The sequence below is a fragment of the Paraburkholderia sp. 35.1 genome, assembly GCF_050436525.1.
Lineage (GTDB): Bacteria > Pseudomonadota > Gammaproteobacteria > Burkholderiales > Burkholderiaceae > Paraburkholderia > Paraburkholderia tuberum.
The window spans coordinates 1,093,546-1,110,451 of the sequence record NZ_JBNDMJ010000002.1 but is presented as its reverse complement, the minus strand read 5'-3'; the positions used below and the strand labels follow the sequence as shown (position 1 = coordinate 1,110,451).

At 65.3% G+C, this 16,906-nt stretch carries 15 protein-coding genes; 4 read left to right on the top strand and 11 right to left on the bottom strand.

The features are described 5' to 3' along the window. Nucleotides 1-193: 193 nt before the first annotated feature. The gene (locus tag OKW27_RS11030; RefSeq protein WP_018423554.1) at nucleotides 194-445 is read left to right on the top strand and encodes a hypothetical protein; all 252 of its coding nucleotides are present in this window, start codon (nucleotides 194-196) and stop codon (nucleotides 443-445) included. Between the two features lie 128 nt (nucleotides 446-573). On the opposite strand, the gene OKW27_RS11025 is transcribed toward OKW27_RS11030, so the two are convergent. The 11 genes from OKW27_RS11025 to OKW27_RS10975 form a co-directional block, all read right to left on the bottom strand. Next, the gene (locus OKW27_RS11025) at nucleotides 574-1,782 is read right to left on the bottom strand and encodes an ABC transporter substrate-binding protein (protein ID WP_429333485.1); all 1,209 of its coding nucleotides are present in this window, start codon (nucleotides 1,780-1,782) and stop codon (nucleotides 574-576) included. Between the two features lie 103 nt (nucleotides 1,783-1,885). Further along, nucleotides 1,886-5,533: a molybdopterin cofactor-binding domain-containing protein gene (locus tag OKW27_RS11020; RefSeq protein WP_429333484.1), complete on the bottom strand. Its 3,648-nt coding sequence runs from the start codon at nucleotides 5,531-5,533 to the stop codon at nucleotides 1,886-1,888. Next, a complete protein-coding gene (locus OKW27_RS11015) occupies nucleotides 5,530-6,036 on the bottom strand; it encodes a (2Fe-2S)-binding protein (protein WP_429334580.1) in 507 nt (168 codons plus the stop codon). The genes OKW27_RS11020 and OKW27_RS11015 overlap by 4 nt, the downstream gene beginning before the upstream one ends. Before the next feature lie 31 nt (nucleotides 6,037-6,067). Then, on the bottom strand, nucleotides 6,068-7,267 hold the full coding sequence (locus OKW27_RS11010; RefSeq protein WP_429333483.1) for an amidohydrolase family protein: 1,200 nt from the start codon (nucleotides 7,265-7,267) through the stop codon (nucleotides 6,068-6,070). A 34-nt stretch (nucleotides 7,268-7,301) separates the two neighbouring features. After that, nucleotides 7,302-8,015: an ABC transporter ATP-binding protein gene (locus tag OKW27_RS11005; RefSeq protein WP_429333482.1), complete on the bottom strand. Its 714-nt coding sequence runs from the start codon at nucleotides 8,013-8,015 to the stop codon at nucleotides 7,302-7,304. After that, nucleotides 8,012-8,821 (bottom strand): ABC transporter ATP-binding protein, encoded by an 810-nt coding sequence (locus OKW27_RS11000; RefSeq protein ID WP_429333481.1) that lies wholly within the window; start codon nucleotides 8,819-8,821, stop codon nucleotides 8,012-8,014. Before OKW27_RS11000 ends, OKW27_RS11005 begins: the two co-directional genes overlap by 4 nt. After that, nucleotides 8,818-10,770 carry an ABC transporter permease gene (locus tag OKW27_RS10995; protein WP_429333480.1) on the bottom strand — a complete coding sequence of 651 codons (1,953 nt, stop codon included), beginning with the start codon at nucleotides 10,768-10,770 and terminating at the stop codon, nucleotides 8,818-8,820. Before OKW27_RS10995 ends, OKW27_RS11000 begins: the two co-directional genes overlap by 4 nt. Before the next feature lie 171 nt (nucleotides 10,771-10,941). Beyond that, a complete protein-coding gene (locus tag OKW27_RS10990; RefSeq protein WP_027195794.1) occupies nucleotides 10,942-11,526 on the bottom strand; it encodes an amino acid synthesis family protein in 585 nt (194 codons plus the stop codon). 50 nt (nucleotides 11,527-11,576) lie between these two features. Continuing rightward, nucleotides 11,577-12,167 (bottom strand): amino acid synthesis family protein, encoded by a 591-nt coding sequence (locus tag OKW27_RS10985; protein ID WP_429333479.1) that lies wholly within the window; start codon nucleotides 12,165-12,167, stop codon nucleotides 11,577-11,579. Next, complete coding sequence (locus OKW27_RS10980) at nucleotides 12,143-13,081, bottom strand: UPF0280 family protein (protein ID WP_429333478.1); 939 nt, start codon at nucleotides 13,079-13,081, stop codon at nucleotides 12,143-12,145. The genes OKW27_RS10985 and OKW27_RS10980 overlap by 25 nt, the downstream gene beginning before the upstream one ends. 24 nt (nucleotides 13,082-13,105) lie before the next feature. After that, nucleotides 13,106-14,695 carry a 6-hydroxynicotinate reductase gene (locus OKW27_RS10975; RefSeq protein WP_429333477.1) on the bottom strand — a complete coding sequence of 530 codons (1,590 nt, stop codon included), beginning with the start codon at nucleotides 14,693-14,695 and terminating at the stop codon, nucleotides 13,106-13,108. A 289-nt stretch (nucleotides 14,696-14,984) separates the two neighbouring features. On the opposite strand from OKW27_RS10975, the gene OKW27_RS10970 reads away from it, so the two are divergent. From OKW27_RS10970 to OKW27_RS10960, 3 genes are all read left to right on the top strand, one after another. Continuing rightward, nucleotides 14,985-15,677 (top strand): TetR family transcriptional regulator, encoded by a 693-nt coding sequence (locus OKW27_RS10970; protein ID WP_429333476.1) that lies wholly within the window; start codon nucleotides 14,985-14,987, stop codon nucleotides 15,675-15,677. 469 nt (nucleotides 15,678-16,146) lie between these two features. Next, a complete protein-coding gene (locus OKW27_RS10965) occupies nucleotides 16,147-16,518 on the top strand; it encodes a tlde1 domain-containing protein (protein WP_429333475.1) in 372 nt (123 codons plus the stop codon). Continuing rightward, the gene (locus tag OKW27_RS10960) at nucleotides 16,515-16,904 is read left to right on the top strand and encodes a hypothetical protein (protein ID WP_429333474.1); all 390 of its coding nucleotides are present in this window, start codon (nucleotides 16,515-16,517) and stop codon (nucleotides 16,902-16,904) included. The genes OKW27_RS10965 and OKW27_RS10960 overlap by 4 nt, the downstream gene beginning before the upstream one ends. Nucleotides 16,905-16,906: the final 2 nt, after the last annotated feature.

Here is a 16,906-nt window from a genome sequence, read left to right as displayed (position 1 = left end):
CGGTTCTCCGGTTGTGGGTGAGTCTCTATCATTTAGCAACGAGCGTGCCGGAGCGCCCATCCGCGCCATGCTCCGGCGGCGGTTGCGCGGCGGGACTCGCGTGCGTCGGCGGGACGGCGTATGGTGGTGGACATGGGACGGGAGTAAGCGCCGAAGCGCTAACTCAAATCGGCCGCCTTGCATGGAGACAGCCATGAAGATAGTTACGGTTCGCGCTGGCACACATATCGAGGGCGTGCACTGGATCGCCGAGTACGTCGAAGACGTCCACGAAATTCGCGTGTTCCGCGAGGGACAGGAAGTGGACGTGCACAACGCGCCGTCCACACTGTTCGGCGATGAAGAAAACGCGGGCTCGAAAAACACCGCCGATCATCGCGCGATGGAAGCGGCCGTGCTCGCTTATCTGAAGCGCTTCGTCACGGAGCACGACGCGGAAGAGTAGGTTTCGCCGACGGCAACCGCCGTTTTCAAAGCCGCCCGCTCGTGGCAAAAGCCGCTGCGGACGTGCATTCACCAACACTCGCGCGGCCATTGCGCGGCAGTCACGACGGACCGCCGCGCGCCACGTCCTCAATCCGCCGGGCGCAGTTTCTTCACCTCGGCGTCCGATGGCTGCACGCTCGCGCCATCCACATAGCGGTACGACGTCATCACACCCTTGCCGTCCTTCACGCCGGTCACGCCGACATACGCGCCCATCGTCGACTGATTGTCCTGCGCGCGGTACATGATCGGGCCGAAGGGCGTCTGCACGTTGAGCCCCTTGAACGCGGCGGCGAGTTTGTCCGGATCGGTCGAACCCGCCTTCTTGATGCCGTCCGCGATCGACATCAGCGCCGAATAGCCGACCACCGAGCCCAGCCGCGGATAGTCGTGATATTTCGCCTGATACGTGTCGACGAACTGCTTGTTCGCGGCCGTATCGATCGAATACCACGGGTAGCCGGTCACGATCCAGCCGGTCGGCGCTTCGGCGCCGAGCGGATCGAGGTAGTCGGGCTCGCCGGTCAGCAGCGACACCACCGCGCGATCCTTGAAGAGCCCGCGCGTATTGCCCTCGCGCACGAACTTGCCGAGGTCGGCGCCGAACAGCACGTTGAAGATCGCGTCGGGCTTCGCGTCGGCGATCGCCTGGGTCACGGCGCCCGCGTCGACGTTGCCGAGCGGCGTCGCCTGTTCGACGACGAACTGCACGTCCGGCTGCGCGGCCGTCAGCAGCTTCTTGAAGGTCGCCGCCGCCGATTGCCCGTACTCGTAGTTCGGATACACGATCGCCCAGCGCTTCTTCTTCAGCTTCGCGGCCTCGGGCACCAGCATCGCGACCTGCATGTAGGTCGAAGGACGCAGACGGTACGTGTATTTGTTGCCGTCGGCCCAGACGATCTTGTCGGTCAGCGGTTCGGCCGCGAGGAAGAAGATCTTCTTCTGCTTCGCGAAGTCGGCGAGCGCGAGGCCGGTGTTCGACAGGAAGCCGCCGAACAGCACCTGCACCTGCTCGCGCGCGATCAGTTCCTGGGCGACGCGGATCGTGTCGCCGGGGTTGCCGTTGTCGTCGCGCGAAATAACTTCGAGCTGCTTGCCGAGCACGCCGCCCGCCGCGTTCACCTGCTCGAGTGCGAGATTCCAGCCTTGCTTGTAAGGCCCGAGAAAGGCGGGCTGCGCCTTGTAGCTATTGATCTCACCGATCTTGATGGTCTGCTGTGCGCTCGCGCCGAGCGCGGCAAACGAGCACACGGTCGACACCATGAGGCGAGAGATCCATCCTGCGCGCGTGGTCATGCGTTTCTCCGTTATCAGAAGGAATGGTGGTTTTAGTCAGACATGCGTACGTGAGGACGTGCAAGCGCGTGGACCTGCGCACCTTCGGACGACGGCTGGCGGCTCATTGCTCGCGCGGTTCCGCGCGGATTCTGGCCACGTTCGCGGCGACGTCCTGCCATGCCGGCTTGCCGCCCGCGAACTGCGCGCGCAGGAACGACACGAGCTCGGCGACCTGGGCGTCGTTGAAACTGTCGCGGTAAGCCGGCATCGTACCGAGTTCGGGCCGCGCAGGCGAGCCGATGCCGTCGAGAATCACGCGAATCAGGCTGTCCGGCGTCGCGCCGTGCAGGTTCGTGTTCAGCGCCAGCGACGGATGTGCGCCGAACAACTGAGGTCCGCTGCCAGCGTGATGGCACGCGGCGCACGCGCCGTCGAAAAGCCGTGCACCCGCCGTGACCGGCGCGCCCGTCATCGCGCTGGCCTGTTCGTATTCGCGCGCGGTCGCGGCCGGATCGGCGTTCGGCTCCAGCGGATTGAGCGACGCGAGATAGACGGCCATCGCGCGGATATCGCTGTCGGGCAGCGCCGCCAGATCGCCGATCACCGGCGCCATCGGCCCGGCCGCGACGCCGTGCAACGGCGCGTGACCGTCGCGCAGATAGCGGAACAGTTCGTCCTCGCTCCACGGCACCGGCGCATTCGACAACGCCGACAGCGCGGGCGCTTCCCAGCCCTCGGCGCTGCCTCCGCCCATGAACGCCGCGCCGGTTTTCTCGGCGCCGAACGCGTTGCGCGGCGTGTGGCACGCGCTGCAATGGCCAAGGCCATTCACCAGATACGCGCCGCGATTCCATTGCGCGCTCTGCGCGGGGTTGGCGGCAAACGCGGTCCGGCCGAGAAACAGGCCGTTCCATGCAGCCATCAGCGGACGCACGCTGAAAGGAAACGCGAGCTTCGTTTCGGGCGGCCGGCTGCGCACCGGCGTTTGCGACATCAGATACGCGTAGAGCGCGTGCAGATCGTCATCGGAGATGTTCTGGAACGACGTGTACGGAAACGCCGGATACAGCCGATGACCGTCGCGGCTGATGCCGTGCCGCATCGCGCGCACGAACGCTTCGAGCGACCAGTGGCCGATCCCGGTCTGGCCGTCGGGCGTGAGGTTGGTGCTGTAGACGATGCCGAACGGGGTCGCGAGCGGCTTGCCGCCGGCGTTCGGCACGCCGTTGTGGGCGGTATGGCAAACCGCGCAATTGCCGAGCGACGCGAGCAGCTTGCCGCGCGCGACCAGTTCCGGCGCAAACGCGCTTGCAAGCGGCGGCGTGATCGGCGCAAGCGGCGCGCTGGAACCCGAGGCGAACGACAGCGCGCCAAGCCAGCCGACCGCGCCCGCGGCCAACAAGCCGAAAAAGCCGCGCCGCCGGCGCTTTTTCCTGCGCGCCGCCGCCGCGTCTTGCGCCTGCGCGTCGGCGAGCGCGGCGCGGATCTTTTCCGGCGTGAACGGCGGGCGACGGAAACGCACCCCCGTCGCGTCGTACAGCGCATTGGCGATGGCGGCCGCGCCGGGCAGCGACGCCGACTCGCCGGCGCCCATCGGCGGCTCGCCGTGGCGCGGCATCATCACGACGTCGATCACCGGCACTTCGCGGAACGTCAGGATCGGATACGCGCCCCACTCCTGGCTCGTCACCGCGTTGTCGCCGAAACTGACCTGCTCCTTCAGCGCGCGGCTCGTCGTCTGGATCACGTTGCCGTGAATCTGGTGACGCACGCCATCCGGATTGACCATCGTGCCGGTGTCCTGGCCGACCACGACGCGCGTGACCGCCAGTTCGCCGCTGTTGCGATCGACTTCGACATCGGCGACCCACGCGGACCATGCGGCGCCGAACCCCGGGAATTTGCTGTGCACGTAGCGCGCGTACGCGATGCCGCGGCCGCGCGCGATGTTGCCGTCTTCGTCGTCCTCGCCGCGCGTTCTGAACGCGGGTTCGCGCGGTTCCCACCCGGCTTTCGCCGCGACCGCCTTGACGAGGTCGATCGCGCGCGGATCGGTCAGATGCCTGAGGCGGAATTCGACCGGATCGACGCCGGCCTGCTCGGCCAGTTCGTCGATGAACGACTCGTGCGCGAACGTGTTCGGCAACGCGGACACACCGCGCAGCCACGCGGCGCGCACGATCGGCGGCGTGTCGTCGCAGACGATGCGCATGCTGCGATAGTCGTACGGCGGCACGGCCGTGCGGTCGCCCATCTCGAACACCTGCGGCTGCGCGGCAATCGTGCCGGTCAGCAGCAGCGCGAGCGTGGGGGCGTCGTTCGACGGATAGCGCGTCGCAAAGTCGTAGGCGGCCAGTTCGCCTTCGGCGGTGAGCGCGCCGCGTACGTCCATCAGTTGCGCGGCGCCCTTCGGTTCCCACGCGTGTTCGTCCTCGCGCGAGAGCTGCACGCGCACCGGCGCGCCGACCGCGCGCGACAGCAGCGCGGCGTCGGCGGCGACGTCGTCCGCGCAATTGCGTCCGTAGCAGCCCGCCGCATCCATCCGCACGATGTCGATGCGCGCTTCGTCGAGTGTCAGCAATAACGCGAGGTCGGCGCGCAGCGAATGCGGGTTCTGCGTGCCGGACCAGACTTTCAGCTGCGTGTCGTTGCCGTCTCCGTTGCGATAGTCCGCGACCGCGCACGACGGGCCGATCGATGCGTGCATCTGGAACGGCCATACGTAAGTGCGTTCCAACGTGCGCGACGGGTCTTGCGCGAGCGCCGCATCCACGTCGCCTTCGATTACCAGATCGCGCCGCGTCGCCGGATTCGCGCGCAACGCCGCTTCGACCTGCTCGCTCGTGTCGAGCGGCGGCAGGCCATCGACCGTTTTCCATCGCACGTCGAGCCGCTGCGCCGCCTGTTGCGCAATCTCCTCACGCTCGGCGACGATGCCGACGAAATCGCGAATCACGACCACCTTGACGATGCCAGGCAAATCGCGAATCGCCGCTTCGTTCACTTCCAGCAGGCTATGCCCGATGAACTCACCCTGCGCGACGCCCGCATAAGGCGGCCGCACCACGCGTCCATGCAGCATGCCGGGCACGCGCACGTCGTGCACGAAGTTCAGCTCACCGGTCGCCTTCGCGGGAATGTCGACACGCGGCGCGCTTTTACCGACGACGCGATACGCGTGCGGCGGTTTCAAAGGTGCATCGTTCGACAGCAGCAGTTCGACACGCTGGCCTTTGATCAGCTCGCCATAGTGAATGCCCTGCGCCGGGTCGCCATCGCGTGGAAACACGCGGCCGTCCTGCACGTCGAGATCGTTCGCGTCTACATTCAGGCGCGCGGCCGCTTGCGCGACCAGATACTGACGCGCTTGCGCCGCCGCCTGCCGCAGCGGCACCGCCGAAATCTGGATCGTCGCGCTGGCGATCGTCGGCCCCTGGTTCGGCGCTTCGCCGGTATGGCCGAGCACGATCGATACACGCGTCAAAGGCACGTCGAGTTCTTCCGCGACGATCTGCGCGAGCGCGGTGCCGATGCCGGTGCCCAGGTCCACGTGACCGTTGAACGCGACCACGCTGCCATCGTCTCGCACGACCAGAAACAGATCCGCCTCGGTCGGCACGAACGAAGAACGCGAACCCGGCTGGCCGCGCGCGGCCTTGACCGGTGCATGCGGCGGCCGCGCGACGAGCAGCACGCTGTGCGCGTCGTACAACTGCTTGCGCGACGGCGTCGCGCCACGACGATCGACGCTGAAGTCCGGCCCGGTCATACGCGCGCTCCGTCGTCCACGTCCGTTTGCGCGTCGAGCAATTGCGCCGCGCGCTGCACCGCGCGCACGATCTCGACATGCGTGCCGCAGCGACACAGATTGCGCGACAGCTCGCGCTGGATCGTCGCGACGCTCGGATGCGGATCGCGATCGAGCAGCGCCTTCGCGGTCATGATCATGCCGTTCAGGCAGTAGCCGCATTGCGCGGCCTGTTCGTGGATGAACGCCTGCTGCACCGGATGCAACGCGGTGCGCGTGCCGAGCCCTTCGAGCGTCGTGATCTCACGGCCCAGCGCGACTTCGGCGGTCGTCACGCAGGCGCGCGTCGGCATGCCGTCGAGCAGCACGGTGCAGGCGCCGCATTCGCCGAGACCGCAACCGAACTTCGGCCCGTTCAGCGCGAGATCGTTGCGCAACAAGTAGAGCAGCGGTGTCTGCGCCGCCGCGCTGACCACATGCGTCGCGCCGTTCACCTTCAGCACGAGCTGAGCGGCGCGGTTCATCATGATGCGAGCACCCTGTCGCGCCGCGCGTTCACAGCACCACCGGCACTTCGGTCGCGGGCGGCGTATTGCGGCTGCGCCGGCAGCGGATCAGACCATCGATCATCACCATCCCCACACCCGGAATATCGCCGAGCTGCACGCTTTCGAGCAGCGTGTCGGCGGCCGTATGCTGCGCGCGGTCCATGAACACGAGATCGGCGGGACGGCCCAGCTCGATCAGCCCCTGGCGCAGGTGGCGCTGCCGCGCGGTATTGCCGGTCGCGAAGCAGAACGCGATTTCGGCGGGGACGTCGGCGAGGCTCGAGATCAGTGCGATCATGCGCAGAATGCCGAGCGGTTGCACGCCGGAGCCGGCCGGGCTATCGGTGCCGAGAATGATCCGATGCGGGCATTTCAGTTCGATCGCATGGCGCGCGGTCAGCAACGCGATCCGCTCGTTGCCGTTGTGGACGATTTCGAGCGCGCGGCTCGACTGCTCGCACAGATCGCACACGTGCCGGTACGACAGCGACGTATGGCCGCCGTTGACGTGGCCGATCACATCGGCATCGGCGGCGAGCACCACGTCCCGATCGATCAGGCCGGAGCCCGGAATCGACGGACCGCCCGTGTGAATCGTGCTCTGGATACCGTACTTGCGCGCCCACGCGACCATCTGTTGCGCTTCCTCGCCGCCCTTCACGCTGCCGAGGCCGACTTCGCCGAGCAGCTTCACGCCGGCCTCGGACAGCTCCTTGAAGTCCTGCTCGACCATGCCCTTCTCGATCACCGGCGCGCCCGCCAGCACCTTGACGCCGCCACCGACGCCGGCCGCGCGCATGCCGTCGAACGAGCGCTGCGCGGTGATCGCGAGCGCCTTCACGCCGAGCACGTCTTTCGGACGGCCAGGCAAATGCACTTCGCCGGCCGAGATCATCGTCGTCACGCCGCCGTTCAGATTCGACTCGATCCAGCCGAGCTGATTCTGGCGCGGCGTCCAGTCGCCGAACACCGGATGCACGTGCGAGTCGATCAGGCCCGGCGCGACCGTCGTGCCCTTGCAGTCGACCGTCGTGCGCGCGCCTTCGAGATCGCAGTCTTTCTCGCGGCCGAGCGCGACGATCACGCCGTCGTCGATCACCAGCGTGTCCGCGTCGAGAATCGGCTGATCGATATCGCCCGACAGCAGCAGCCCGATGTTCGTTACCGCGACCTTGCCCGACAAGCCTGTCAACGTCTCTGCCGCCATCTGCCTCTCCTTTCGCCGACACTACCCGATGAATTCACACGCTCAGATAAGCGCGCCTCACTGTTTCGTTCCGTGCCAGTTCGCCGATCGTCCCGCTGAAACGGATCTGCCCTTTCTCGAGCACATACGCGCGGTCGCTGACCAGCTCAGCGAAGTGCAGATTCTGTTCGGATAACAGAATGGATAGCCCTTCGCGTTTCAGTTCGAGAATCATGTTCGCCATCTGCTCGACGATCACCGGCGCGACGCCTTCGGACGGTTCGTCGAGCAGCACCAGATACGGATTGCCCATTAGCGTGCGCGACACGGTCAGCATCTGCTGCTCGCCACCGCTCATCTGGCCGCCGGGGCGCTTCGGCATTTCGCCGAGATTCGGAAACAGGCGGAACAGCTTGTCGGGCGTCCATTGCGGCGCGCCTTCCCGCGGCGGCTGGCGGCCCGTGTCGAGGTTTTCCATCACCGTCAGGTCCGCGAACACGCGGCGGTCCTCGGGCACGAAACCGACGCCCATGCGCGCGATCTTGTACGGCGCGAGCGCGCTGATGTTCTGGCCGCGAAACATCACTTCGCCGTGGCGGCGCGGCAGCAGTCCCATCACCGCTTTCATCGTCGTCGATTTGCCGGCGCCGTTGCGGCCCATCAGCGCGACCACCTCGCCGCGGCCGACTTCGAGGCCGACGTCGAACAGGATGTGGGCGCGACCGTAGAACGCGTTGAGGCCGGAGACTTTCAGCATCGGTTCGCTCATTGCAATGCTCCACGATCCCGCGCGCTGCCTGACGCGTCTTGCAGTGGCGCGTGCGGCCGGAACGTCTTGCCGGTGCCGAAATAGACCTCCTGCACGCGCGCGTCGTTGCGGATCGTGTCGGCGTCGCCTTCGGCGATCAGCTTGCCGCGCGCGAGCACGATCATCCGGTCGGCGTACGCGAATACGACGTCCATGCTGTGTTCGGTGAACAGCACGCCGATCTCGTGTTCGGTCACCAGCCGCTTGGTCAACGCCATCAATTCGTTGCGCTCCTTCGGCGCCATGCCGGCGGTCGGTTCGTCCATCAACAGCAGCTTTGGCCGGTTCGCGAGCGCGATCGCAAGCTCGACGCGCTTCACGTCGCCATACGCGAGCACGCCGCACGCGCGCTTCGCGTGCGCGCCCATGCCGACCTGTTCGAGCAGCGCGAACGCTTCGTCGGCATGGTGCAAGCCCGCTGGCTTCCAGAGGCCGAAGGTCTTTTTCTCGCGCGACACCAGCGCCATTTGCACGTTTTCGAGCACCGTCATCGAGTTGAACGTCGCGGCGATCTGGAACGTGCGGCCGACGCCGCGCCGCCAGATATCGCGCGGCCGCATGCCGACGAGTTCGTGACCGTCGAGCAGAATCGAACCCGACGACGGCTGCAACTGGCCGTTGACCATGTTGAAACAAGTCGATTTGCCCGCGCCGTTGGGGCCGAGCAGCGCCAGCAGTTGACCCGCTTCGAGATCGAATGAAACGTTATCGACCGCCTTCAGTCCTCCGAACGATCTCGACAGACCGCTTACGCGCAGCAGGCTCATAGCCCCTCCTTGACCGCGGCGGCCCGTTGCGACGGCGACGCGGCGCCGCCGTTGGTCTTGTCGGCCTGATCGCCGTTCGCGTCGCCGAAACGCTCGCGAATGAAGCCGACGATACCCTGTGGAAACGCGATCACCAGCAGCAGGATCGCGAGGCCGAGCAGCGCCTGCCAGTAGTCGGTCTGGCGCGCGACCGTGTCCTGCAGCCACGTGAACACGGCCGCGCCGACGATCGGCCCGCTCAACGTCTGCAAGCCGCCGAGCAGCACCATCACGAGGCCATCGACCGAGCGGCTCACGCTGATCACTTCGGGCGAGATGTTGCCCTTCGAAAACGCGTACAGCGATCCGGCGAGTCCGCAGAACAACGCCGCGATCACGAACGACGCCCACTGAACCCGCTTCACGTCGATGCCGATCGCCTCGGCGCGTAGCGCGGAATCGCGCGACGCGCGCATCGCATAGCCGAGCGGCGAGAACAGCATGCGGCGCAGCAGCCACACCCCGAGCACCGCGCACGCTAACGTCAGGTAGTAAAACGCAACCGGCGACGACAGCCAGTTCGACGGCCACAGGCCTAGCACGCCGTTGCTGCCGCCGGTCACGTCGTCCCACTGGAACACGACCGACCAGACGATTTGCGCGAACGCGAGCGTCAGCATCGCCAGATAGACACCAGACAGTCGCACGCAGAACCAGCCGAACACGAGCGCGCCCACCACCGCGAGCAGCGGCCCGAGCAGCAACGCGGCTTCCATCGGCAGATTCAGCACCTTCAGAAACAGCGCCGCGCCGTAAGCGCCAAGTCCAAAGTACGCGGCATGGCCAAACGAATGCAGGCCGCCCGGACCCATGATGAAATGCAGGCTCGCCGCGAACAGCACCGCAATCAGGATTTCAACCAGCAGCACCGGCATGTACGGGAACGCGTTGGCCGCAAGCGGCGCGAGCGCCAGCACCAGCAACACGAAGGCGGCCAGCCCCTTCAGACGCCTGCCCGCCGGACGCAATGGCGTTTCCGGCGTACCCATCGCGCGCACCGCGGCGCTCGCGCGGCCGAGCAGACCCCAAGGCCGCACCACCAGCACGACCGCCATCACGACGAATTCGGCCACCAGCGTGAAGCGGCTCAGCGATAAACCGATGCCGAAGATCGTCACGTGCCCGATACCGATGCACAGCGCCTTGATCTCGGCGATCAGCAACGCCGCGACGAACGCGCCCGGAATCGAACCCATGCCACCGACCACGACGACCACGAACGCATTGCCGATCGTCTCGAGGTCGAGCGACAGGTTCGCCGACATGCGCGGCCCTTGCAGCGCGCCGCCGAGTCCCGCGAGAAACGCGCCGACGAAGAACACGCCGGTAAACAGCCACGCCTGATTGATGCCGAGCGCGCCGAGCATCTCGCGATCCTGCGTCGCGGCGCGCACCAGCGTGCCCCAACGCGTGCGCGTCAACGCGTACCACAGCAGCAGCAAGACGACCGGACCGATCACGATCAGCGCGATGTCGTACGTGGGCAGCGGATGGCCGAGAAAGTCGACCGCGCCCGCGAGATGCGGCGCGCGCGGGCCGAACAGATCGTCGGGGCCCCAAAGCCATAGCGCGGCGTCGCGAAAGATCAGCACGAGCGCAAACGTGGCGAGCAGATGGAATAACTCCGGCGCCTGATAGATCCGCCGCAACACGACGATTTCGACGAGCGCGCCCAACACCGCGACCGCGAGCGCGGCGGCGAGCACCGACAGCCAGAAGCCGCCCACCGTGTGGCCAAAGCGGCTCGCGATGCTATACGCGACGTAAATGCCGAACATATAGAACGAGCCGTGCGCAAAGTTGACGATGCGCGTCACGCCGAAGATCAACGACAAACCGGCGGCGACCAGAAACAGCGTCGACGCGTCGGCGAGTCCATTGACCAGTTGTACCAGCAGATTCGAAAGCATCGCGACCCTCGGCAGCTCGTCGAACGGCGCGCGCGCAACATGCGCAGCGGCCCGATCGGCGGACGTTGCGGCGCGGGCGGCACCATGCGCGCCCGCGTCAACGGCAGGACACTACCAGCGAAACAACCCGCGCAACAAGCGCAGGCAAAAAAGCGGCGAAAAAGCGATTGTTCAGCGCAAACCGTCTTCGCCCTTGATCTCGCTCGCCTGCAAGCCGCCGATGCGCGGCAGCGGCCGGCCCGACGCGGTCACCGCGACCGCCACGACGATTTCGTTCGCGCGCGGCGCATCGGCCACGCGCGCCTCGATCGCGTCGAAATGGCTGCGCACGTAGGCGGCGTCCTTGTGGCCGAGCGGCACGTCGATCGCGGTGCCGAGCGTACCGATCTTCTTCGCCGACGGCACCAGCGCCGCGCCCTTTTCGACCGCCGCGCGCAGCGGCGCGCCGAGCTTCGGATGCAGGATCGCGGCCGCATGTTCGAGCTCGCCCGCCTCGCCGACGATCGCCGCCTTGCCGTAGCTTTGCGCCTCCCCGGGCGCGATGCCCAACGCCTCGACGCAGCGCTTGCCGAGCAGCGCGCCGAGTTCCTCGCCAGCTTCGATCAGCGCGTCGAGCTTCGCTTCGTAGCGGCCCGCATACGGATTATCGATCACCGCAATCGCGACCGCGCGGCGCGCGGGCGGCTCGACGGTCTGGCCCATTTCGATGCGTGTTTCGTCGACCTGCACGACCAGCTTGCGAAGCCTGATTGCCATTTGCGCTCTCCGAGTTTCGTTGCCTTGCTGTATGGTTGCCGCGCGCCGCTTCAGCGCAAGCCATCCTTGCCGACGATCGCCTCTTTCGCGAGGCCGCCCACCCGCGCATGCACGCGGTGCCCCGTGCTCATCACGAGGATGTAGACGATCTCGTCGGCGGCGGGCGCGCCGGGCACGCGTACTTCGATCGCATCGAAGTGGCTGCGCACGTAGCTCGCGTTGACATGCGTGAGCGGCACGTCGAGCGCGGTGGACGGCGCGCCGACCTTCTTCGTCGACGGTACGATCGCGTTGGTCGGCACGCCGTGCTTTTCGAGCAGCTCGCGCATCGCGTAGCCGCCGGGCACATGCCATAGCGCGCCGTGCTCGAGTTCCCCGCGCGCGCCGACGATCGCGCCCTTCCCATAGCTTTCGATCGACGCATGCGGCACCGCCATCGCCGTCAGCAGCCGCTGCGCCATCTCGAAGCCGAGCGGCTTCAGCGCTTCCATCGCGGGTTCTATTTTCGGCTCGTAGCGGCCCGCGAACGGATTCGTCATCACCGCGGCGATCGCGCCTCGTCTGAGCGGCTGCGCGGGCGCGGGGCCGAACTCGTGGAAGATGTCTTCGACGTGCGTCAGCACGCGGCGTATTTCGAACACGGAGCCTCCGTTGTCAGTGAAGCGCGCGTGGTGGACAACGCGCGTGAATCGTCGATGCCGGTGACCCGCGCCCGTCCTTGCAGGAACAGCGCGGCGCCTTCGATCAAACCCTGGTCGCGCAACCGCTTCGCGACATCGACGCCGCGCGCGAGCGCGAAATCGATCAGCGGCTGCGGCAGACGCGGCACGTCAACGGTCACCAGCAGATCGCCGAGATCGCTATCGTCCTTCAGCGACGACGCCGGACGCCGCACGATTCCCGCATGGTCGAGATCGACCGCGTTCGCGATCATCGTCGCGGCGGCGTCGGCGCTCGCGGCATCGCGCGCGAGCACGGTCACGCTGTCGGCGATGCCGAGACTGAAGCTGCGGCCGCGCCAGCCGCTCGTCGCGATGCCGCGAATCGGCTGCCGAGCGTCGAGCGTCAGATGCGCGTCGAGCGCAGGGTCGTGCGCGAAACGCGTGCCCGGAATTTGCGCGAGGTCCGCCAACACGCCCACGCGATACTTCTGCCCCGCCGCGAGGTGCAGCGCGATGTCGCCGCCGTTGTTGATGAAGGCGCGCGCGATGCCGTCGCGCGCGAACGCGGCGATCAGTTCGTCGGCGACGCTGCCCGCGACCGCCGCCATCGGCGTGATGAAGCTCGAACGATGCGGATGACACGCACGCCACATACGCGTCGCGACCGGCCCTCGAAGCGGGCAATCATGTCGTGCCGCCACAGCCTGCACTGGTTGGCGAAGCACGTTCAATTCCCGGACCAGCTCCTCCAGCACAGGACTGAAGCGCTCCCAGCATGCGTCATATGCGGCACGCACCGCGTCGGGCTCGCCGTCGGCGCCGAGGATCAGGTCGATCGGCCCGTGCTGCCAATGCCAGCGGTGTTCGTCGAGGCGGGTTCGGGTGGGGGTCATCGCGTGATTTTTTAGTCAGGGTGCTTAACCGGGCATTGCAGGCGGCCACGGATTGTCCGGATCGCGAGCCAGCGTCCGCCGCGCGAGCGGCGCGCCTTCCGTATGCGTCGGCCCGCTCGCGAGCACGCTCTGCAACGAGCGCACCGCCTCGACGTGGCCGCCGAGATCGCGGTACGTGTCGTACGTCATCGTGAATTCGATCGGCGCGACGAGCGCCGGTGTCGGCACCGTGCCGAACGAGCGGTCCGGCATGCGCGTCACGTCGACCATCACGGTGATGCCGCCGCCCGGCCACACATAAGCCGGCGCGCCGCCGCACGTGACGTTGACGAGCTTGCGCTTGATCGCGCGCGTGAGCAGCACCGGATTCTCGGTCGCGCCGGCGCGCAGACTGCCGCCCGCGCCGCCGAGAAACAGCACCGTCGCGAGCGACGGCTCGCAGTTCTCGCCGATCCGCTCGACCGTGCGGCGCACCGCGTCGGGCATCGGCGCGATGCGCGGCACGAGCTGTGCGTCGAGTTCGTACCATTGCGCGTGTTCGCCGGTCGTCGAGACCATCAGCACGCGCATGCCCGGCTTCGCGACCGACGGATCGAATCCTTCGACGATCGCGAGCGGGTCCTGAATGTCGGTGCCCCCCCAACCGGTGCCCGGATTGGCAACCTGGAAATAGCGGCCAGGCGTCGATTTGCGGCCGCGTATCTTGAGTCCCGAGCGCGTCATGCCGAGGCAGCGGCCCGCCTGGTGCTCGGTCAGCACGCCCGTAATGTGATCGTCGACGACCACCACCTCATCGACGTGGCCGAACCATTGCTTCGCGAAGATACCGATCGTCGCGGAGCCGCAGCCGACGCGCATGCGCTGCTCCTCGACACCGTCGACGATCGGCGCGACGCCGGCGCGAATCACGAGACTCGCGCCGCCGTCGATACCAAGCTCGACCGCCTCCTTGTTGCCGAGCGCGAGCATCATGTCGCAGGTCACGCGGCCTTCTTTCTTGCTGCCGCCGGTCAGATGATGGACGCCGCCGAGGCTCAGCATCTGCGAGCCGTATTCGGCCGTGCTCACGTGACCGACGATCTCGCCGTCGCAGCGCACGTTGGCCTGTTCGGGGCCGAGAAAGCGGTCGGTGTCGATCTTCACCTTGAAGCTGCAATAGCTGAAGATGCCTTCGGTGACGACGGTGACCATGTCGACGTCGTCGAGCTTCGACGCGACGATGAACGGCGCGGGCTTGTAGTCGGGATAGGTCGAGGAGGCACCGACGCCGGTGACGAAGAGGGCCGGTTCGACGGTGCTTTGGTCGGCGGCGGGGGGTGCGCCGAATTCGATCGTCGCATTTGCCTGGTCGGCGTCGGCATCATCCGCACGCGACAGAAACACCACCGGATCGACGCGTATCAACCGCCCATCCGCATTCGCATAACGGTCGCACGCGCCGGTGCGCCCTTCCGATATCTGGCACAGCACCGGACACGCATTGCATTCGATCTTGTTCGCGGCCATGCGCTCGCTGCGCGGCGCCGACTTTGCGAGCACGGTTGGGCCCGGCGTCGACGCGGTATCGCGATCGACACTCTCTGCACCGAAATCGACCTTCGTATGTTCCGTCATCGTGGGGTTCCCTACGACATCACAGGCGCGACATGACTGGCGGTGCTGCGTGGTGCGCGAATCGTCCCGGTTTCAGGGCATTTCCGCGTGGGCCGCCCATTTTCATGTTGCGGTCACTCACCGTTCATGTAGTATCTTCTACACCAAACTCGATTGAAATCTACTCGATCAAAATCGACTGTGCAACGTGTTTTCCGTCACGCGGGATCATGGTGCAATGCGGCATCGGCGTGCCGAGTCTGCGCGCCCGCCATTCAAACCTACGCTGACAACGAGATCCGAGACCGTCATGAGCCCCACCGCCGCCCGCAAGCCGGGCGCCATCGGTATCCGCGCGAAACAGGCGCAGGACACGCGCGCCAAGATCCTGAAGGCGGCCATCAGGGTGTTCGCGAAGCAGGGTTATGCGAGCGGCCGCATCGAAAGTATTTCGAAGGCCGCACGTTCGCACGACCGGATGATCTATTACTACTTCGGCAGCAAGGAGCAGTTGTTCATCGAAGTGCTGGAGACGATCTACACGCAGTTCAACGAAGCGGAAAGCAAACTCGATCTCGATCTGCGCGATCCGGTGCATGGCCTCGAACAGATGGTCGAGTTCGTCTGGCAGTACTACCTCGATCACCCGGAGTTCGTGACGCTGCTGTCGAGCGAAAATCTGCACCAGGGCAAGCATGCGAAAAAATCGCAGAAGCTCAAGGAGATTTCGGGCTACGCGATTTCGGTCGTGCAGAGGCTATTGGAGGCGGGCCGCGCGCAGGACGTGTTTCGCGCCGATATCGCGGCGCGCGACGTGTATCTGATGATCGCGTCGCTCGGCTATTTCTATAACGCCAATCAGTACACGCTCGGCGCGTTTCTCGGCGAGCCGCTGATGGACGAGGCGGCGCTCGCGCATTGGCGCGAGGTGATCAAGGAGACGGTGTTGCGCGCGGTGTGCGTGCAGGTGCCGGTGAGCGTCGTAGCGACGACTACCGCATAAAAAATATCGGCGCCCGCCGAATTCGCGAATGAATGCCGTGCGGATTCCTTCGATACCAATCCTGAACGGCGCGCATTCCTTCACAACGGTAACAGGCGTTTTCGTTTTGCGGCTTTCGTTTGCTGCGGTTTTCGTGGCTTGAGGCTTCACTTCGCCGACCTTCGTAACGTCCGGCTTTTGCACATTTGCGTTTTGAACGTTCGTTGCGACTGCATCTTCGCGTTCTTTTTTGTTGCTTTGATTCGCATTCTTTACATTGTGTTGCGCCGGCAATCGTTGCGGCGTGGTTCTGTTTTCCCCACGAATCGGCCCCATACTCATATTCGCCGTGATCTTTCGCGATCAATTGCACTTGCCTCTGTCGGCTCGATACGCGGATGCAGATCAAACTGACGTATATCTTAAAAATTGTGTGCGGCCAGATGATCTGGTGTAATCGTTGGTTCGTACAACCAATGAGGAAAAGACGATGGTGTGGATTTACAAACATGCGAGCGGCGAGCTGTATCACGATGACAAATTCATTACCGATGACGGATATGCAGGCAAGGGCGTACACAAAAATAAACACGGTAGCCAGTATGTCCGCGACCTGGGACCGATCCCCGTCGGTCTGTATGAAATTACGGCACCGTTTCCGCACCCTAAAACTGGACCGTTCTCGATGCGGCTCAACCCTGTTGCGGGAACGAGTTTGGGCGGGCGCGACGGCTTCATGATCCACGGCGACAGCAAGACTGACCGCGGCAACGCATCAAATGGATGTATCGTTCTGCACTTGCCATACCGCAAGAAAATCTGGAACAGTGGCGACAGAATGCTTAGGGTGGAACATCCATGAAACGCACTCTTGTAGTCCTGCTGCTATCCCTTCCTGCGTTATGCCTCGCGGAATCTAAACCAGAACCCCAATGCGACAGGTGGCCGACCAACATAGCCGAGGCGAGACTAAAAAAGGCTGGCATGCTTGGCAATATCGACTATACGAAAACCCAAGCCGTGCAACTGGCGTCCGAGAAAATAGGAAAAGATGAGGATGGCGAACAGTTGTGGCGTGAGGTCTATCACATCACCTTTCACGAAAAAAACGGAAACAAGGTTAAGGTGATTGCTGTGAACGACGCTGGCGAATTTGAATGCTCAATGAGTGCCGTAGAGGTTTTTGTCGTTTCGAAGCATTTGCTGTCAAGAGTCGAGGCTGACAGAATGTTCAAGCAGATAGAGTGAGG

Excerpts from the sequence above, each read along its gene's own strand:
- OKW27_RS10980 (WP_429333478.1), bottom strand. The coding sequence starts at position 13,081 with ATGACCCCCACCCGAACCCGCCTCGACGAACACCGCTGGCATTGGCAG.
- OKW27_RS11010 (WP_429333483.1), bottom strand. The coding sequence starts at position 7,267 with ATGGCGGCAGAGACGTTGACAGGCTTGTCGGGCAAGGTCGCGGTAACG.
- OKW27_RS10975 (WP_429333477.1), bottom strand. The coding sequence starts at position 14,695 with ATGACGGAACATACGAAGGTCGATTTCGGTGCAGAGAGTGTCGATCGC.
- OKW27_RS10990 (WP_027195794.1), bottom strand. The coding sequence starts at position 11,526 with ATGGCAATCAGGCTTCGCAAGCTGGTCGTGCAGGTCGACGAAACACGC.
- OKW27_RS11015 (WP_429334580.1), bottom strand. The coding sequence starts at position 6,036 with ATGAACCGCGCCGCTCAGCTCGTGCTGAAGGTGAACGGCGCGACGCAT.
- OKW27_RS11005 (WP_429333482.1), bottom strand. The coding sequence starts at position 8,015 with ATGAGCGAACCGATGCTGAAAGTCTCCGGCCTCAACGCGTTCTACGGT.
- OKW27_RS10995 (WP_429333480.1), bottom strand. The coding sequence starts at position 10,770 with ATGCTTTCGAATCTGCTGGTACAACTGGTCAATGGACTCGCCGACGCG.
- OKW27_RS11000 (WP_429333481.1), bottom strand. The coding sequence starts at position 8,821 with ATGAGCCTGCTGCGCGTAAGCGGTCTGTCGAGATCGTTCGGAGGACTG.
- OKW27_RS10960 (WP_429333474.1), top strand. The coding sequence starts at position 16,515 with ATGAAACGCACTCTTGTAGTCCTGCTGCTATCCCTTCCTGCGTTATGC.
- OKW27_RS11020 (WP_429333484.1), bottom strand. The coding sequence starts at position 5,533 with ATGACCGGGCCGGACTTCAGCGTCGATCGTCGTGGCGCGACGCCGTCG.
- OKW27_RS11030 (WP_018423554.1), top strand. The coding sequence starts at position 194 with ATGAAGATAGTTACGGTTCGCGCTGGCACACATATCGAGGGCGTGCAC.
- OKW27_RS10970 (WP_429333476.1), top strand. The coding sequence starts at position 14,985 with ATGAGCCCCACCGCCGCCCGCAAGCCGGGCGCCATCGGTATCCGCGCG.
- OKW27_RS11025 (WP_429333485.1), bottom strand. The coding sequence starts at position 1,782 with ATGACCACGCGCGCAGGATGGATCTCTCGCCTCATGGTGTCGACCGTG.
- OKW27_RS10965 (WP_429333475.1), top strand. The coding sequence starts at position 16,147 with ATGGTGTGGATTTACAAACATGCGAGCGGCGAGCTGTATCACGATGAC.